The 17,875-nt window shown below is 33.8% G+C and carries 16 protein-coding genes; 9 read left to right on the plus strand and 7 right to left on the minus strand.

Annotated features, from left to right (window positions below; translation table 11 throughout):
* Positions 1–189 precede the first annotated feature (189 nt).
* The 5 genes from G7A72_RS04415 (at position 190) to G7A72_RS04435 (ending at position 6,963) form a co-directional block, all read left to right on the plus strand.
* On the plus strand, positions 190–1,698 hold the full coding sequence (locus G7A72_RS04415; RefSeq protein WP_165151580.1) for an FMN-binding glutamate synthase family protein: 1,509 nt from the start codon (positions 190–192) through the stop codon (positions 1,696–1,698).
* Between the two features lie 1,228 nt (positions 1,699–2,926).
* Positions 2,927–3,505, plus strand: coding sequence for a non-canonical purine NTP diphosphatase (locus G7A72_RS04420; protein WP_165151581.1), 579 nt, complete (start codon positions 2,927–2,929; stop codon positions 3,503–3,505).
* Between the two features lie 201 nt (positions 3,506–3,706).
* Positions 3,707–5,635, plus strand: coding sequence for a DEAD/DEAH box helicase (locus G7A72_RS04425; protein ID WP_113666738.1), 1,929 nt, complete (start codon positions 3,707–3,709; stop codon positions 5,633–5,635).
* A gap of 88 nt (positions 5,636–5,723) precedes the next feature.
* On the plus strand, positions 5,724–6,491 hold the full coding sequence (locus G7A72_RS04430; protein ID WP_165151582.1) for a carboxypeptidase-like regulatory domain-containing protein: 768 nt from the start codon (positions 5,724–5,726) through the stop codon (positions 6,489–6,491).
* Between the two features lie 133 nt (positions 6,492–6,624).
* Positions 6,625–6,963, plus strand: a complete 339-nt coding sequence (locus G7A72_RS04435; protein ID WP_165151583.1) for a DHCW motif cupin fold protein — start codon at positions 6,625–6,627, stop codon at positions 6,961–6,963.
* Positions 6,964–7,246: 283 nt separating this feature from the next.
* On the opposite strand, the gene G7A72_RS04440 is transcribed toward G7A72_RS04435, so the two are convergent.
* Entirely contained in the window at positions 7,247–8,710 is a 1,464-nt protein-coding gene (locus G7A72_RS04440; protein WP_165151584.1) for an aminoacyl-histidine dipeptidase, read from the minus strand.
* A gap of 109 nt (positions 8,711–8,819) precedes the next feature.
* On the opposite strand from G7A72_RS04440, the gene G7A72_RS04445 reads away from it, so the two are divergent.
* Positions 8,820–9,881, plus strand: coding sequence for a DUF3810 domain-containing protein (locus G7A72_RS04445; RefSeq protein ID WP_165151585.1), 1,062 nt, complete (start codon positions 8,820–8,822; stop codon positions 9,879–9,881).
* A gap of 68 nt (positions 9,882–9,949) precedes the next feature.
* On the opposite strand, the gene G7A72_RS04450 is transcribed toward G7A72_RS04445, so the two are convergent.
* Entirely contained in the window at positions 9,950–11,254 is a 1,305-nt protein-coding gene (locus tag G7A72_RS04450) for an NAD(P)/FAD-dependent oxidoreductase (protein WP_165151586.1), read from the minus strand.
* Between the two features lie 329 nt (positions 11,255–11,583).
* Between G7A72_RS04450 and G7A72_RS04455 the strand changes: the two genes are divergently transcribed.
* Together G7A72_RS04455 and G7A72_RS04460 are read left to right on the plus strand one after the other, a co-directional pair.
* Positions 11,584–12,087, plus strand: coding sequence for an RNA polymerase sigma factor (locus G7A72_RS04455; protein ID WP_091171887.1), 504 nt, complete (start codon positions 11,584–11,586; stop codon positions 12,085–12,087).
* Positions 12,084–12,689, plus strand: coding sequence for a hypothetical protein (locus G7A72_RS04460; protein ID WP_165151587.1), 606 nt, complete (start codon positions 12,084–12,086; stop codon positions 12,687–12,689). The genes G7A72_RS04455 and G7A72_RS04460 overlap by 4 nt, the downstream gene beginning before the upstream one ends.
* A gap of 30 nt (positions 12,690–12,719) precedes the next feature.
* Here the strand turns inward: G7A72_RS04460 and G7A72_RS04465 are convergent, their stop codons facing one another.
* Both G7A72_RS04465 and G7A72_RS04470 read right to left on the minus strand, forming a co-directional pair.
* A complete protein-coding gene (locus G7A72_RS04465; RefSeq protein ID WP_113666731.1) occupies positions 12,720–13,529 on the minus strand; it encodes a 1-acyl-sn-glycerol-3-phosphate acyltransferase in 810 nt (269 codons plus the stop codon).
* A gap of 86 nt (positions 13,530–13,615) precedes the next feature.
* Positions 13,616–14,266, minus strand: a complete 651-nt coding sequence (locus tag G7A72_RS04470) for a CoA pyrophosphatase (protein ID WP_165151588.1) — start codon at positions 14,264–14,266, stop codon at positions 13,616–13,618.
* Between the two features lie 95 nt (positions 14,267–14,361).
* Between G7A72_RS04470 and G7A72_RS04475 the strand changes: the two genes are divergently transcribed.
* On the plus strand, positions 14,362–14,802 hold the full coding sequence (locus tag G7A72_RS04475; RefSeq protein ID WP_113666729.1) for a DUF4268 domain-containing protein: 441 nt from the start codon (positions 14,362–14,364) through the stop codon (positions 14,800–14,802).
* 28 nt (positions 14,803–14,830) lie between these two features.
* On the opposite strand, the gene G7A72_RS04480 is transcribed toward G7A72_RS04475, so the two are convergent.
* From G7A72_RS04480 to G7A72_RS04490, 3 genes are read right to left on the minus strand one after another with little or no spacing between them, the layout of a single operon-like run.
* Positions 14,831–15,241, minus strand: coding sequence for a hypothetical protein (locus G7A72_RS04480; protein ID WP_165151589.1), 411 nt, complete (start codon positions 15,239–15,241; stop codon positions 14,831–14,833).
* Between the two features lie 3 nt (positions 15,242–15,244).
* Entirely contained in the window at positions 15,245–16,189 is a 945-nt protein-coding gene (locus G7A72_RS04485; protein WP_165151590.1) for a nitronate monooxygenase family protein, read from the minus strand.
* A 15-nt stretch (positions 16,190–16,204) separates the two neighbouring features.
* On the minus strand, positions 16,205–17,818 hold the full coding sequence (locus G7A72_RS04490; RefSeq protein WP_165151591.1) for a S8 family serine peptidase: 1,614 nt from the start codon (positions 17,816–17,818) through the stop codon (positions 16,205–16,207).
* Positions 17,819–17,875 lie beyond the last annotated feature (57 nt).

Here is a 17,875-nt window from a genome sequence, read left to right on the forward strand (position 1 = left end):
ATTTTATTTCGAACATATCCAAAAAAACTCCACCCAAAAATTATTTTAACTTATCACTATAAATCGAAGCAAAAGGTTAAATTTATTTTTCCTTATTTTTTAAAAAAAAATATTTAGAAATAGAGGCCTAAATTTTAATTTATACCAAAATGTACTTAATTTCGTAAGAAAACTATAACCAAGTTTAAGATGAGACAAAAATTTTTCCTTATCGGAATATCTGCACTACTTATTACAACTGTAATTTATTTCTTTTTTCAAAAAGGGCTACTGCTAATGCTGCTATTGATTTTGCTTTTAGTTGTTGGTTTTGCCAATACTATGCAGCACAAACATGCTATTTTAAGAAATTTTCCTGTTTTAGGTTATTTCAGGTATCTATTTGAAATGATAGCACCTGAGATCCAACAATATTTTATAGAACGCAGCACTGACGGCAAACCTTTTTCAAGAAACGAACGTTCCCTTGTGTATCAAAGAGCCAAAAATATCGATTCGACAACACCGTTTGGAACGCAACTCAACCTGAACGACTCAAATTATGAAGGAATTAAACATTCTATTTTCCCTGCAATAGTCAATGATGAGCTCCCTCGGGTTACAATTGGCGGACCAGATTGTACCCAACCATACTCAGCCTCGTTATTAAATATTTCGGCAATGAGTTTTGGTTCACTAAGTGAAAATGCAATAGTAGCACTCAACAAAGGAGCAAACCAAGGAAAATTCTATCACAATACCGGAGAAGGAGGCTTAACTGAATTCCATCAACAAGGAGGTGATATATGCTGGCAAATAGGAACAGGATATTTTGGTTGTCGTGATGACAGGGGTGGTTTTGATGGAGGAAGATTTACTGAAAAAGCGAATCTACCAGAAGTAAAAATGATAGAAATCAAGTTATCACAAGGTGCGAAACCAGGTCACGGAGGTGTTTTACCCGCAGCAAAAAATACGGTGCAAATTGCAAAAATAAGAGGTGTTTTGCCTCATACAACAATTCTTTCACCTCCCAATCATTCAGCTTTTGAAGACACTAAAGGTTTAATTGATTTCATAGCAACATTACGCGAGTTATCTAATGGAAAGCCAATTGGTTTTAAATTATGCATTGGTGAGACTCGGGAATTCGAAATGATTTGCCAAGAAATGATTACGCAAAACTGCTATCCCGATTTCATTACTGTTGATGGTGCCGAAGGAGGAACCGGCGCGGCCCCACTAGAATTTGCTGATGGTGTAGGAATGCCATTAGAACCAGGACTTATTTTTGTAAATAAAACATTAGTACGTTTTGGAATTAGGGACAAAATCCGCATTATTAGTAGTGGCAAAATCATCTCAGGATATTCTATATTAAGAGCAGTTGCTCTAGGTGCTGACATTTGTAATAGTGCGCGCGGTTTTATGTTTTCTTTGGGATGTATCCAAGCCTTGCGATGCAACAATAATGAATGCCCTACAGGAGTTGCAACACAAAATAAAATGCTGATGAAAGGATTAGTGGTTACTGATAAAGCGGAACGCGTTTTTCATTTTCATAAAAATACTTTACATTCTGCCAATGAACTTCTTGCAGCCGCAGGTAAAAAAAGCTTCTCTGAAGTAGATATTAATATTTTTATGCGTGGGGATGAATTTACTCATTTATCTGATTTATATTTTCCTGATAACTTAAAAAGTGTCACCAAACATTAAATTAAATAACAAAAAAAGGAGGACTTTTACAGCCCTCCAATTGTTGATTCTGATTTACCATTATCAACTCATACTTTTATGTATAGCTGATTATTGAATGACCGGATCTTATTGCAAGATGGATAACTCAAGTAATTAATCAAAACCACATATAAATTTAAGATTTTAAAATACATAAATAATTAAAAATCAATACTTTAACACGTAATTAACGTATTACTATCAGTTTCTATATAAAGAGAAATTTTAAATTTAAACAATAAAAAAAAGGAGGACCTTGAGAGTCCTCCAATTGTCGATTCTGATTTACCAATACTAACTCATACCGTTACTGATAGAGTCAATTATGAGTTATCAATCTCATTATAAGATTAACATCCCAAGTAATTAATCAGAATCACATTCAAAAATACAACTATTTTTAATTAAACTAATTAAAAATCAATATTTTAACTTTTATTTAAATTATTAAATTAATGTTTTTTTTGTTTCCTTTATTTGATTTTGAAAATTTGATTTTGAAAAGAAATCTGAAAACATAGCTTTTTAAACTGTTTCAATAAAAATTTAATATGAGAAAGTTATTTAGGGTAATAAATAAACAAAAAAAGGAGGCCTTTTTAAAGGGCCTCCAGATATGGACTTTGGTTTGTTGTTATCGGTATATATCTTTCGACACTACTAACTATTAAATACTCTTCTCTTTGCAGATGGATATATTCAACAATAAACCAAAACCATACCCAAAGATACAACTATTTTAAACATAAAAAACTAACGCACAGTAGTTTAAATAATTATTAACATACTGATTTTTAATTACATAGAAACTTTTTAACCACTGTGTATTTTCTAAAACTGTTTCAGAAAATGTTTTACAAAAAAAAGGAGATCTCGTGAGAGACCTCCAATTGTTAGTTTCGATTTACCATTATCAACGCTACCGTTCAGTATAATTGAGTATCTGAATATTATCACCACAAACTGGTAAATTATTCAAGTGATCAATCAAAACCACATTCAAAGATACAAGTATTAAATATTTAAATTACTGGATATCAATATTTTAACTAATATTTAATATATTCATTTATAACGTAGCTCTACTCATTTTGAGAAACTTACTCCTTCAAAACCCTGCAAAATATATGATCGCATAAATAAAAAACTGTTTGGCACTATCCTTAATTAGCAGAAAATGTATATTTGAAAAATAAAACTAAAAAAAATGCAACTCGTTTTCGCCTCTAATAATAAAAATAAAATCCACGAATTACAAAGCATGCTTCCTGAATCTATTACCATTCTTAGTTTAGAGAGCATTGGCTGTTTTGAAGATATTCCAGAAACAACTGACACTATTGAAGGCAATGCCATCCAAAAAGCAAATTATGTCAAGCAAAAATACGGATTTGATTGTTTTGCTGATGACACCGGACTTGAAGTGGACGCTTTGAATGGCGAACCAGGAGTTTTCTCCGCACGTTATGCTGGCGAACAACGCAATGCAGATGATAATATGAATAAATTATTAGTTAATCTATCCGATAAAAATAATAGAGCAGCGCAATTTAAAACCGTAATTGCGTTAAATTTAAAAGGAGAGCAACATCTTTTTACAGGAATTGCAAAAGGTGCGATTACTTTGGAAAAAATTGGAAATCAGGGTTTTGGGTACGATCCTATTTTTCAGCCAGAAGGATTTACTCAAACATTCGCCCAATTATCATTAGACATAAAAAATAAAATAAGTCACAGAGGAAAGGCAACACAAGAATTGATCGCTTTTTTGAAAAAGTCTAAATAACGATTGAATACAACATTTTATAACAAAAAATTGAAATTCAAGCCATAATTTAGTACTCAATTACCTAAACTGAAAACTCAAATTTGCAAACAAAAACATAACTTTCTGATAATCAAATTATAATAAATCATTAAATCTTAAAATAGCATTAGTTTATATGAATTATAAACAGTAATTTTGCACCCTATTTTAAAAATACATATGAATAAATTTGAACAATTAGGATTGAGTGAATCGTTACTGAAGGCGATTTTAGATCTAGGATTTGAAAATCCGACCGAAGTACAGGAGAAAGCGATTCCCCTATTATTGGAAAAAGATACAGATATGGTTGCGTTGGCTCAGACAGGGACAGGGAAAACGGCAGCTTTTGGTTTTCCAGTTATTCAGAAAATTGATGTCAACAACAGAAACACACAGGCATTAATTTTATCTCCAACACGCGAACTTTGTTTGCAGATTACCAACGAAATTAAAAACTACTCTAAGTACGAAAAAGGTATTAATGTGGTAGCAGTTTACGGTGGAGCTAGCATTACAGAACAAGCGAGAGACATAAAGAGAGGCGCGCAAATTATTGTGGCAACTCCAGGAAGAATGCAAGACATGATTAATAGAGGTTTGGTAAACATTTCTCAAATCAACTACTGTATTCTTGACGAAGCTGACGAAATGTTGAACATGGGTTTCTACGAAGATATCGTAAACATCCTTTCGACTACGCCAGACGAAAAAAACACATGGTTATTCTCTGCAACAATGCCTGCTGAAGTAGCACGTATTGGAAAACAATTCATGACGGATCCAATTGAAATTACAGTTGGAGCTAAAAACTCTGGTTCAGCTACCGTTTCTCACGAATTTTACCTTGTAAATGCACGTGACCGTTACGAAGCTTTAAAACGTTTAGCTGATTCTAACCCAGACATTTTCTCTGTAGTTTTTTGCCGTACCAAAAGAGATACGCAAGCTGTTGCTGAAAAACTGGTTGAAGATGGATACAGCGCTGCTGCATTGCATGGAGATTTATCTCAAGCGCAACGTGACGGTGTCATGAAATCTTTTAGAGGAAGACAAATTCAAATGCTTGTAGCGACTGACGTTGCTGCTCGTGGAATTGACGTTGATAACATTACTCACGTAGTGAATTATCAATTACCTGACGAAATCGAAACGTACAACCACCGTTCAGGTCGTACAGGTCGTGCTGGAAAATTAGGAACATCTATTGTAATCGTTACTAAAAGCGAATTGCGCAAGATTTCTTCAATTGAAAGAATCATCAAGCAAAAATTCGAAGAAAAAACAATCCCATCTGGAATTGAAATCTGCGAAATCCAATTATTACACCTAGCTACTAAAATAAAAGATACGGAAGTTGATCATGAAATTGACACTTACCTTCCTGCAATTAATAGCGTACTTGAAGATTTATCGAAAGAAGAATTAATCAAGAAAATGGTATCGGTTGAATTTAACCGTTTCATCAATTACTACAAGAAAACAAGAGATATTTCTAATCAAGCTTCAGGTTCTGAAAGACGTGAGCGTGACGATAGAGATGGTGCTCCAAGAGAAAATAACAATGGTGGTGCGACAAGATATTTTGTAAACATAGGTTCAAGAGATAACTTTGATTGGATGTCATTGAAAGATTACTTGAAAGAAACATTAGACTTAGGTCGTGATGATGTTTTCAAAGTAGATGTAAAAGAAGGTTTCTCTTTCTTTAACACAGATCCTGAGCATACTGATAAAGTAATGGAGATATTGAACAACGTTCAATTAGAAGGACGTAGAATCAATGTTGAAATTTCTAAAAACGATGGTGGCGGAAGACGTGACCATAACGGAAGAAGTTCTGGTGGAAGTTTTGGTGGCGGAAGAAGTTCAGCTCCAAGAAGAGAAGGTAGTTTTGCACCAAGAAGAGAAGGTTCTGGTGGTGGTGGTTTCAGAAGTGACAGAAATTCAGCTCCAAGAGAAGGTGGATTTGGCGGAAGAAGCGATTCTCGAAGAGAAGGTGGTTTTTCATCTGACAGACCTAGAACTGAAGGTTCTTCTGATAGAGCACCAAGACGTTCTGAAAGCTTTGGTGATTCACCAAGACCAAGAAGACCAAGAAGAGACTAACATTCATTGTTAATTTTCTTATAATTAAATACTGGAACTACAAAATATTTAATCCTGTTTTATTACTTTTAAAGTCTTAAATCAGTTTATGAAATATTTTGTAGTTTTCTTTTTTTTAGCACTGTCCGTAAGCGCTTTTGCGCAAGTTAAAGAAGCCTCCCAAAAAGTTAATGGTATCATCATCAGTAATACTACCAGACAACCTTTATCTAGTGTAAATATTATTAATATTAATAAAGTTAGAGGCGCAACAACTGATTCAGGAGGATTTTTTGAGATAGACGTTCAAGTGAACGACACACTTCACATCACCAGTCTGGGATTTCAATCACTTCGCGTTCGAGTGACCAATGACTGGATCAAAAATAAAAGTACTAAAATTCAACTTACAGAAAAAGCTATAGCACTTGAAGAAGTCGTAATAAGACCATTTAATCTTACCGGATATCTTGAAGTAGACACCAAAATTATTCCCGTAAAAGAAAACTATCGTTACAGTATTTCAGGTTTAACACAAGGATATGAAGCGGGTGAATATTCGCCAAATGCGTTTGGAAGAGTTCTTGGTTCCATCTTTAATCCAGCCGATATGCTTTATAATTTCTTTGGTAACAATCCAAAAGAGCTCAAAAAACTCAAAGAAATGAAGAAAGATGATACGGTGCGTAATCTTCTAGAATCAAAATTTGACAGAGAAACTATAGCCGTACTTTTAGGTATTGATAAAAATGAAATACCTGAGATTTTACAGCGTTGCAACTACTCGGAATCCTTTATTAAAACAGCTAACGACTTACAGATTATGGACGCTATCAGCGGCTGTTATGAAGAATATAAAGTTTTAAAGAAAAAATAAAACATATAATTAAATCTTAGTAAACAAGCTTTCACAAATTAAATCATTCCTCAATTCTAAAAGAAATTGGGGAATTTTATTTTGGAGTGATACCATTTAAATCAAAATTTCAACAATTTAAAAAGTAAAATATATGTCTACTATACCTTTTCAAACTATTGATTGGGATTCAATAGAAAAAACTGAACATATCGGCACAACAGGAATTGCGCATTGGCAAACTATACAATTAGGCGGACTTAGAATTCGCAAAGTAACCTATTCCAAAGGATATCTAGCAGACCACTGGTGCCAGAAAGGCCATATTGTACATTGTCTTGAAGGAGATTTCATTAGTGAATTAGAATCTGGAGAACAAGTTATACTTTCCAAAGGAATGACTTATATCGTCTCAGACAATGAAAGTTCGCATCGGTCTATAGCAGCTGCCGGCGTAGAATTATTAATCATCGATGGGGATTTTTTAAAATAATATCTAAAACAAATCAAAAATATTATATACATTTACCTGAATCAAGAATTAAAAACATAACCTAAATATCTATATCATGGCAAAAAGTCAAGACGCAAAAAAAACTGCGAAAAAAGAGCCTTTGAAAACGGCTAAAGAAAAGAAAGAAGAAAAGAGAGACAAGAAGAACGCTCCAAAAAGAGACTAATAATTAGTGGTCTGTGTTCAGTTTAAAAAGAAGTGTTCAGTTTAAATACTGACTCCTAAACAACTGAACACTGACCACTTTTTCAATAACTGAATATTATTTCACCGGAATATTCGCTAAAATTTCCAATACAAACTTCCAGAATTTCTGAGAAGAAGAAATACTCGCTCTTTCATCCGGGGAATGTGCACCGTGAATCGTTGGTCCAAAAGAAATCATATCCATATCTGGATAATTAGTCCCCAAAATTCCACATTCTAATCCTGCGTGACATGCCACTACTTTTGGTTTTTCACCGTTTTGTTTTTCGTAAATTGGAACTAAAACGTCCAAAATCTCTGATTCTGAATTTGGTGTCCAACCAGGATACGAACCTGAAAATTCTACTTCACAACCCATTAATTCAAAAGCAGAACGCAACCCATTAGCCAAATCAAATTTAGATGTTTCAACAGAAGAACGCGTTAAACATTGTACTGAAAGTTGTCCGTCTCCAACAATTACTTTGGCAATATTATTAGATGTTTCTACTAAATCATCAAAATCAGCACTCATTCTGTACACTCCGTTATGCGCCGTATACATCGATCTTACAAAGTAAAACTGAGCAATTGTCGGCATTACTTTAGCAGGAGTTTCCTTCATTTTATCAAAAACAACTTCTAAATTTGGCTCCGTTGTTTTAAACTCTGTTTTGATTTCGTTTACAATTTGCTGCATGTCAAAAACAAAAGCTTCATCATATACTTCGGCAATAATTACTTTTGCCTCACTTTCACGAGGAATCGCATTACGTAAACTTCCTCCTTTTATTTCAGAAATTTGCAAACCAAAATTATCAAAACCATCAAACAACAATCGGTTCATGATTTTATTGGCATTACCCAACCCTTTGTGAATATCCATTCCAGAATGCCCACCTTTCAATCCTTTTACGGTAATCGTATATCCAACTGAACCTTCTGGAGTTTCCTCTTCATCGTATTCAGCAGTAGCCGTCACATCAATTCCTCCAGCACAACCAATGTCGATTTCATCATCTTCTTCCGTATCCATATTCAAAAGAATTTGACCTTGCAGAATGCCTCCTTTTAAGTTCAACGCCCCTGTCATTCCTGTTTCTTCGTCAATGGTAAATAAAGCTTCAATAGCAGGATGCGGAATATCCGTACTTTCTAAAATTGCCATGATAGCCGCAACTCCTAGACCGTTATCAGCACCAAGAGTGGTTCCGCGAGCACGTACCCAATCTCCATCAACATACATATCGATTCCTTGTGTATCAAAATCAAAAACGGTTTCCGAATTTTTTTGATGCACCATATCCAAATGTCCTTGAAGCACTATTGCTTTTCGGTTTTCCATTCCAGCAGTTGACGGTTTGCGGATGATTACGTTGCGAATTTCATCTTCAAAAGTTTCCAATCCTAGATTATTTCCAAAGTTTTTCATGAATTCAATTACACGCTCTTCTTTTTTAGAAGGACGAGGTACAGCATTCAAATCGGCAAACTTGTTCCAAAGAGCTTTTGGTTCCAGATTTCTTATTTCCTGACTCATTTATTTTTGTTTGAGGTTTAACATTTACAAGTCCCAAAGTTACAAAGTTTAAATTCGGTATGATAGTAATTGATATTGTAATTATATTTACATTTCCAAAATTCAAACATTGAAAACAAAATATTTCCTTTCCTGCTTCCTATTGATCCAAATACTGCTTTTACAAATAATTCCCTTTTACCCGGAAAAGATAGAAGTCTGGTACAGCAATGGTTTTTATCCGATACTTTCACTATTTTCAAGAACTATTTTGGGCGGAATTCCTTTTTCTGTGGGTGACTTTCTCTATTTTATTCTTATTTTATTTATTTTAAAATGGCTTTGGAACAAACGAAAAACTTGGAAATCCGAATGGAAAGACACTATTTTGAGTGTACTTAATTTTGTTTCTGTTTTTTACTTTTTGTTCCATGTCCTTTGGGCATTAAATTATTACCGTGAACCGCTTTTTGAAAAAATGGAAATTCAAAAAGACTATTCGGATGCTGATTTGCTGGCTTTTACCAAAAAGATAATTGTCAAAACCAATACAGTTCATTACCAAATCACAAAAAATGACAGCTCGAAAGTGGTATTTCCCTACTCACAAGAACAGGTTTTTGAAATGAGTCTGAATGGGTATAAAAACCTATCCGCGGACTATCCCTATTTTTCTTATTCCAAGTTAAGCACCAAGAAATCATTGTTTAGCCTGCCGTTGACGTATATGGGTTTTGGAGGTTATTTGAATCCGTTCACCAATGAAGCGCAGGTTAATTATCTAGGTCCAATGTACAGTTTCCCTATGACCACGAATCACGAAATGGCACACCAAATGGGTTACGCAAGTGAAAGTGAATGCAACTTTATTGGGTTTTTATCTTCTGTAAAAAATGATGATTTATACGTTCAATATTCAGGTTACAGCATGGCGCTACGGTATTGTTTAAATAATTGGCAAGCACGAGACGAAGCTGTTTTTAAACAATTATTAAAAACTATTCATCCCGGTATTTTGAAAAATTATAAAGAAAGTGAACATTTCTGGAAGCAATACGACACGATTATCAATAAAGGTTTTCATGCTTTTTACGACCAATTCCTAAAAGTAAACCAGCAAAAAGACGGCATGGAAGGCTACAGTAAATTTGTTAATTTGATGGTGAATTATTATAAAGAAAAAGAGTTATAAATGATTAGTTATGGAGTTATGAGTTATGAACAAGACCTTAAAACTTATCATTCATAACTCATCATTTTCTATACTTCATCACTGGTAAAAGTGGTAAAACTTTTCTTTTTGTATGGTCTAATAATCAATCTTCCTTCCCGATCAAAACGAATATAATTGTAGACCCAATTCAGGAATACGACAGCTTTATTTTTGAATCCAATAAGGGAAAATAAATGTACAAACATCCAAACAAACCAAGCAAAAACGCCGCTAAAATGGTATTTAGGCAAATCGACAACGGCTTTATTTCTTCCTATGGTTGCCATCGAACCTTTGTCGTTGTATTCGAAAGCTTTCATGGGTTTGTTTTCAATTAATTTCACTAAGTTTTCGCCTAATAATTCTCCTTGCTGCATGGCGGGTTGCGCCATCATGGGATGTCCTTGCGGATAGGTTTCGGATTCCATAGAAGCAATGTCTCCTACTGCAAAAATGTTTTCATAGCCCGCCACTTGATTGAATTCATTGACCCGAATACGTTCTACTTTTTCTACCAAAGATTTCCCATCCAATCCCGCAACAAGAGCACCCTGAACGCCTGCTGTCCAGATTACGGTGGCGGTTTCAAAGGTCAAATCGGAATTTGTGGTTATAGTTCGTCCATCATAATTAGTTACTCGCACGTTTTTCCATATTTTCACACCTAAACTGGTTAGAAATTTTTCGGCAGCTTGAGAGGATTTCTCACTCATGGTATTTAGGATTCTATCGCCACTTTGAATCAGATTGATTTCCATTTTGGCAATATCAAGATCAGGATAATCTTTTTGCAGAATGGCTTTTTTCATTTCAGCCAAAGCTCCCGCAAGCTCTACTCCTGTTGGTCCGCCACCTACAAGTACAAAATTGATAAGACTGTTTTGTTCGGCTACATCAGTGGTTAAAACAGCTTGTTCAAAATTTTCGAGAATCAAACTCCTTATATTCAGTGATTGCGGTATGGTTTTCATAGCCATACTGTTGCGCTCAATTTCTTTGTTGCCAAAATAATTGGTTTTGGAACCCGTGGCAATGACTAAATAATCATACTTTAATTCGCCAATTTCGGTAACTATTTTTTGATTTTTAGTGTCTATTTCTTGGACATTGGTGAGTCTGAAATAAACGTCATCGTATTCTTGGATCACTTTTCGGATTGGATACGCTATGGACCCAGCTTCAAGTCCGCCTGTGGCAACTTGATATAGTAAAGGTTGGAAAGTATGGTAATTGTGTTTGTCTAAAAGGACAACCTGAACTTTTTTGTTTTTTAATTTTTTGGCTAATGCAATTCCGGCAAAACCACCACCTATAATAACTATTCTGGATAAAGTTGAATTTGGGATGTTCATGTTTGTAAAAAAGTTCAAAATTGTTAAAAACCAAAGATACAAAGTTTTCTATTGTTGCATTTCATCAAATAGTATCGAAATTTTTGTTTGTTTTAGAAATGTTCTTCTGAAAAAAAAACGTCTTTGTTAGCCCCGATGGTAATGAAAATCCTTTATTTACTGATTTTTATCAGGAAATAAAGATTGTAATGTACAGCGGGACGAGTATTAATTATGAAATGAAGGCGTTGTGCTCCTGATTGCTTCGTAACTCACAATGACAAATTTGAGAAGTGTTATTTTATTCCTTAATTTGTAACAAAAACCAGTATTGACTTACTAACGTATATATGAGTGATAATTTAGAACATTCTTTTGTAAAGCAGTTGCAGGAAAATCAGAATATAATCCACAAAATTTGTAGGTTGTATACTAATGGCGATGATGCACATAAGGATTTGTTTCAGGAAATCACGATACAATTATGGAAGGCTTTTCCAAAATTCAGGGGCGACAGTAAATTTTCGACTTGGGCCTATCGAGTTGCGCTAAATACGGCGATTACTTTGTACCGAAAAACAAAACGATCCATAAATACTATCGAATTTGAAGGGCGACAACATTTCCTGAATGATGTGGAATATGATTATGAAGAAGAGGAACAATTAAAGTTAATGTACAAAGCGGTCTACCAATTGAATGATATTGAAAAGGCGTTGATATTCATGTATCTGGAAGATAAGGATTATCAGGAAATATCGGAAACTTTAGGAATTAGCGAAGTTAATGCGAGGGTGAAAATGAATAGAATAAAAGGGAAATTAAAAAAAATATTAAATCCATTAGGAATATGAAAGAGCTGGATTTATTAAAAAAAGACTGGCAGAAGAGTGATAATTCTTTTGAGCAGGTATCGGAAATAGAAATTTACAAAATGATTCATAAAAAATCATCTTCGATTGTGAAGTGGATTTTTATTATTAGTATTATTGAATTTGTAGTATTAAATTCTTTGAGTTTTTTACTTCCTGATGACAAAATGAGTAAATCTCAAACAATTGAGATTTTCATTACTGTTTTAGATTATTTAAGTTATGGTGTAGCACTATTTTTTATGTATTTATTCTATAAAAATTATCGCTCTATATCAGTCACTTCAAATACTAAAAAATTAATGGAATGCATTTTAAACACACGTAAAACAGTCCGATATTATATAGGATATAATTTGTTTCTTGTATTTTTTGTTTCTGTGGTATTGTTTATCAATGAGATTCAAATTAAATCAACAACGGGAAGTGATAATGGAGCTAGAATATTTTTCACTTGTATCTTGATGTTAATTTTCATAATTGTCTTATTAGGTATTGTATGGCTTTTTTACCAATTGATTTATGGCATATTATTAAAAAAATTGAATAGAAATTATACGGAATTAAAGAAAATCGATCTATAAAAAAAAGAGGCAATTGCCTCTTTTTTTTATTTAATATTCCCATTTTCTTAATCGGTTCAATTCTTCTTGCTCCTTTATAATTTCAGATGGAATAACTTTTAGGAATGAAGGATGTTGCTCAATTGCATATTCCACTTTTTCTACAATTTCTTCTATGGTATCGTTATCGTAATCAATGTCCAACGGTTCTTTTATAATAAAAGATTGCAGGATTCCTTTCTTCTTCATGCGTAGTCCCTTTTTATCAAACGAGCGACGAAAACCATCTATAACAATAGGAACTACGATTGGTCTGTGCTGTTTTATAATGTGTGCTGTTCCTTTACGAACCGGTTTAAACGATTTTGTTGTCCCTTGTGGAAAAGTGATTACCCAACCATCATTTAAAGCTATTTTTATATTTTCAGTATCATCCGGGTTAATATCTTTTTTCTCCTGAACATCAACTCCTTTAGCACGCCAGGTACGCTCTACAGAAATTGCTCCGGCATATGCCATAATTCTTGGCAATAATCCCGCCTGCATGGTTTCTTTGGCAGCTACATAATAGATATTCATTTTAGGTTGCCACAAATAGCAAACATTCTTGATCGTATCATCGCGACCGCTCAAGCTTGCATTAAATACGTGAAACATGGCTACAACATCAGCAAAATAGGTTTGGTGATTAGAAATAAAAAGTACGTTAGTATCCGGTAAATTTCTGATAATTTCCGAACCTTCAATTTGTAGTTCGTTAAATCCTCTATATCTTCTATGCGTACTAGCACCGAAAACTCGAATTAACCATTTCTTTATAAATAGTATGTGACCAAAAGGATTTCTCTTAAACAATCCCATAAAATTATGTGTTTTTAATATTTAATTAGCAAACTTACGAAATTAATATTTGATGTACTTTACAATTCCTACACATTAATTTAACTTCAAATTGAAGTGCCAAGCACCTCTTTCAAGACTTCTTTCAATTCACTTAACATCATTGCAGTAGCACCCCAAACGATATGATTTTCAATTTTGAATGCTGGAACATTGATGTTATTCGCATAGGAAGTAGATAAATTCGTATCAACTACAATACTATCACTCAAAAAAACAGACAAAGGCAATTCTATTATCTCCGCAACCTCTGATGGTTCAGGTACAAATACAAGTTCTTCTGTACTGATACCTAAAAATGGATGTACCATAAAGTTACTTGGCGGAATATATAATTCCGTAAACGGTTTAAGAATTTCAATTTTATCCGGATGAATACCTACCTCTTCATGTGTTTCTCGAAGTGCTGTTTCAGCAAAATTATCATCGTCCAGTTCGTATTTTCCTCCAGGAAATGCAATTTGTGCCGAATGAACTCCTTCATAAGTTTTCCGAACAATCAACACTAAATGGGTTCTCTCATTTTTAGGATAAAAAAGCATCATCACAGCCGCTATCCTTGGATTTTTATTCTCTAAATATATATTTTTTAAACTTTCCAACCTTTCTAAAGGTGCCATTTTGATATGCGCCTCAAATGCGGGAAGCTTAGCATCGATTAATTTAGGAACAAACCGTAAAAATTCTTGAAAATCCATAATCAAAGTCTATTTTTGTACACTGAAATTAAATATAAATATAGTCTAGAAAACAGAGTTGCACAAATTTTCTAGTACCTAAAGTCATAACTATTATGTACAGCAAAGTGGAAACCCAAAAATTAAAGCGTGAATTCTGGATTGCATTTGCAGAAAAATATCCCCGTAAATGGGTGTTGTATGACACTAAAATCAAAGATTTCTCTTTTAAATTTTACGTAGATAATAAAAAAGCGCAGGTCCTAATAGATATCGAACATCGAAGTAATGAAAAAAGAATTGCATATTTTGAAAAACTGCAATCTTTAAAAAATATTCTGGAAGAGGAATTTATTAAAGATTTAATTTTTGAAAAAGAGTACACCCTTGAAAGCGGAAAAACAATAAGTCGCATTTGGGTTGAAAAATTAAATGTTGGAGTTAGCAACCAAAAATACTGGGATGAAATTTTTGATTTTTACCATGAAAAAATGAGTGCTTTGGAAATGTTTTATTCTGAGTATGATGATTTTATTAAAGATATAGAAATAGTTTAATTAATAAAAAAACATAAGAAGACCCTTTTTACATGTTGAAAATATTATAAACAACAATCCTATTGTCATAATTGATGTACAATTGTTTCCTGTTATCTTGCTTTTTTCGGGTAATGATTGAAAGGGTGCAATTGACTCCTTCATTATCTTTACAGGAAAAAGAATATACAATATCAGCATCATTTTCCTCGGTTTCCTGATACTCAATAATTTCAAATAATTGAATAATCTGAGAATAAATTACTATCCTACTTTTGTTAGTGTCCAATGTCACTAATAAATTTACCAAATTCAAATCAGACCATTTGCCCCATTTTCCCTTTTCATTTTTTTCCAAAACACTAAAGCCCGAGGTTTTAAACTTATAATTTTGTCCAAAGGAATGTTGCAAACCTAGAACCAAAAAAAACAAGATTATATATATTTTTGTTTTATTCATTATTTAAAAATCAAAATTTACCACTTCTTTCCTAGCAGTTTGAAAATCGAATATCATCTCCTTAATGATTTCTCCCGCTGGCTTTATTTCATGAATAATCCCTGCTATTTGTCCTATTTCTAATTCTCCTTCAACTAAATCTCCTTCGAACATACCTCTTTTTGCTCTTGCTCTTCCTAATAAAACAACTAAATCTTCCTTTGTTGGACATTTTTCATAAAAATCCTGAACATCTTGATAAAATTTATTTTTAATTAAGCGCACTGGAGCGAGTTCTTTCAAAGTCAATTGTGTATCGCCTTCCTTAGTATTTATAATAGTTTCCTTGAAATTTTCATGAGCTGATGATTCCAAAGATGCTGCAAATCTACTTCCAACCTGAACTCCATCTGCACCAAGAATCATAACGGCTAACATTCCACGACCAGTAGCAATACCCCCGGCAGCAATTAATGGAATTTTTATTTTTTCTTTCACGATAGGAATCAGCGCAAGTGTGGTAGTTTCTTCTCTTCCGTTATGTCCTCCGGCTTCAAAACCTTCAGCAACTATAGCATCAACACCTGCATCTTGTGCCTTCAAAGCAAATACAGAACTGCTGACTACATGCACAACTGTAATGCCATTTTCTTTTAAATACGAAGTCCATGTTTTAGGATTTCCAGCCGAAGTAAAAACGATTTTTACGCCTTCTTCAACAATGATTTCCATGATTTCTTCAATGTTGGGATACAACATTGGAACATTTACTCCAAAAGGATTTGAAGTGGCTTTTTTACATTTCTGAATGTGTTCGCGTAACACTTCAGGATACATAGAACCAGCACCAATCAATCCCAAACCCCCAGCATTACTGACAGCACTTGCTAATTTATATCCACTGTTCCAAATCATTCCTCCTTGAATAATTGGGTATTTAATTTTAAAAAGTGCTGTGATTTTATTCATGTGGTAGTAATGCTATTATTGTTTTACTATTTTTCCCGTTTTAGAGAAACCGATAGATTCCATTTTATAAAGATACATTCCTTTTTCAAGAGATTTCAATGAAATAATTGATGATTGAGAAGTAATTTTTTGTTCAAATATTTTTTGTCCCAAAATGGTAAAAATAAAAACGGTTCCAATTTCAAACTTTGCCGGTAAAGAAACCGAAACAAAATCACTTGCCGGGTTGGGATAAATTATAAAATCGTCTTTCGAAAGAGATGTTGAAGCTAATCCATTGCTAACCGCCAATCCAAAATCTGGGATACCATATCCATATTGATTATTTGGCACCAAAAATTTATCGGATGATTGTAGTATTAATGCTCTGATTTCCTGATTTGTTTTTTGTGGAAACGCCTGCCATAAACAAGCTACCATTCCCGCCATGATTGGACCCGAAAAAGAAGTTCCGTTTGCTGTTACAATATTACCTGCTGCATCTGAAACTATAGCAGCTTGCCCTTGCGCCATGACATCCGGTTTTATCCTTCCGTCAAAAGATGGCCCTTTTGAACTGAATGAAGTTATTATTTCAGAAGCTGTTACTGCTCCAACAGAAAGCACCGAAACAGCATCAGCAGGAACAGCAATATGTGGATCTGATGAATTTCCTGAATTACCAGCTGAAGTAACTAAAATCATTCCTCGGCTAAATGCAATTTCAGCACCGCGAGACATAAATGCTGTTGCGCCATTCATTTCACTGTAGGTATGATTGTAAGCCTCATTATCAAAATCAAAATAACCCAAAGAAGTATTAATAATATCTACCCCTAAACTATCTGCTTTTTCTGCAGCTTCAACCCAAAGGGATTCTTCAACAGGATTCTCAGAGGTATCATCTTCTGTTATGAATAAATAATAAGAGGCGTCAGGTGCCGTTCCCACTAACGAGTTTTCTTTGTATCCTCCAATTGTGGAAAGTACAGATGTTCCATGTGAAGAACCTGTATAAAAATTTGAATCTCTGAGAACAAAGTTATAACCACCCAAAATTTGGTCATTATCTCTTAATCTTTGAAAAGGCTGTGTGGTGTTTACTCCTGGGTAACCAGCATCCATTATTGCAATTATTTTTCCTGACCCGGTATAATTCTGCTGATGCAATAGTTGTCCATTAAGCATCTTAATTTGATTCGATGAGGATCCATAAGCATAGTCAATTTTAGTTTTCTTCGTTTTATTTCCCTTTTTTACCTTCGTGGATTTTGCAATTTTCCCCAATTGATTTAACGATTTGTCCGCAAAATCAACTTTAGAGACAAAAGAAAATAGGGCTAACGAATTTATAGCCGCTTGTTCCCCTCGAACATGAATTGCGTTGAGCCATTTGGATTTTGCCATGACAGTAATTCCTACAACTGATTTTATTTGACTGATATAAGTTGCTTCTACTGGAACATCTTTATAATCTAGGGCAATACTTTGATTGCCTCTTCTGTCCAATGCTCTTTGAGAGAGCATATTTAATGGTGAATCAGAAAAAAACCGAGAATTGGGTTTTGCATTAAAATATACCCAAGCATCCTGTTGTGAAAAACCTGCAGTAGCAATGATTAGAAAAAGAAATAAGTAAAATTTTCTCATAAAACTTTATTTGTTAAGCCATAAATATGCTAAATTCCACTGGTTAGAAACAAGATT

It is taken from the genome of Flavobacterium sp. Sr18 (genome assembly GCF_011064265.1).
GTDB classification, from domain to species: domain Bacteria; phylum Bacteroidota; class Bacteroidia; order Flavobacteriales; family Flavobacteriaceae; genus Flavobacterium; species Flavobacterium petrolei.

Excerpts from the sequence above, each read along its gene's own strand:
- G7A72_RS04415 (WP_165151580.1), top strand. The coding sequence starts at position 190 with ATGAGACAAAAATTTTTCCTTATCGGAATATCTGCACTACTTATTACA.
- G7A72_RS04420 (WP_165151581.1), top strand. The coding sequence starts at position 2,927 with ATGCAACTCGTTTTCGCCTCTAATAATAAAAATAAAATCCACGAATTA.
- G7A72_RS04425 (WP_113666738.1), top strand. The coding sequence starts at position 3,707 with ATGAATAAATTTGAACAATTAGGATTGAGTGAATCGTTACTGAAGGCG.
- G7A72_RS04430 (WP_165151582.1), top strand. The coding sequence starts at position 5,724 with ATGAAATATTTTGTAGTTTTCTTTTTTTTAGCACTGTCCGTAAGCGCT.
- G7A72_RS04435 (WP_165151583.1), top strand. The coding sequence starts at position 6,625 with ATGTCTACTATACCTTTTCAAACTATTGATTGGGATTCAATAGAAAAA.
- G7A72_RS04440 (WP_165151584.1), bottom strand. The coding sequence starts at position 8,710 with ATGAGTCAGGAAATAAGAAATCTGGAACCAAAAGCTCTTTGGAACAAG.
- G7A72_RS04450 (WP_165151586.1), bottom strand. The coding sequence starts at position 11,254 with ATGAACATCCCAAATTCAACTTTATCCAGAATAGTTATTATAGGTGGT.
- G7A72_RS04455 (WP_091171887.1), top strand. The coding sequence starts at position 11,584 with ATGAGTGATAATTTAGAACATTCTTTTGTAAAGCAGTTGCAGGAAAAT.
- G7A72_RS04460 (WP_165151587.1), top strand. The coding sequence starts at position 12,084 with ATGAAAGAGCTGGATTTATTAAAAAAAGACTGGCAGAAGAGTGATAAT.
- G7A72_RS04465 (WP_113666731.1), bottom strand. The coding sequence starts at position 13,529 with ATGGGATTGTTTAAGAGAAATCCTTTTGGTCACATACTATTTATAAAG.
- G7A72_RS04470 (WP_165151588.1), bottom strand. The coding sequence starts at position 14,266 with ATGGATTTTCAAGAATTTTTACGGTTTGTTCCTAAATTAATCGATGCT.
- G7A72_RS04475 (WP_113666729.1), top strand. The coding sequence starts at position 14,362 with ATGTACAGCAAAGTGGAAACCCAAAAATTAAAGCGTGAATTCTGGATT.
- G7A72_RS04480 (WP_165151589.1), bottom strand. The coding sequence starts at position 15,241 with ATGAATAAAACAAAAATATATATAATCTTGTTTTTTTTGGTTCTAGGT.
- G7A72_RS04485 (WP_165151590.1), bottom strand. The coding sequence starts at position 16,189 with ATGAATAAAATCACAGCACTTTTTAAAATTAAATACCCAATTATTCAA.
- G7A72_RS04490 (WP_165151591.1), bottom strand. The coding sequence starts at position 17,818 with ATGAGAAAATTTTACTTATTTCTTTTTCTAATCATTGCTACTGCAGGT.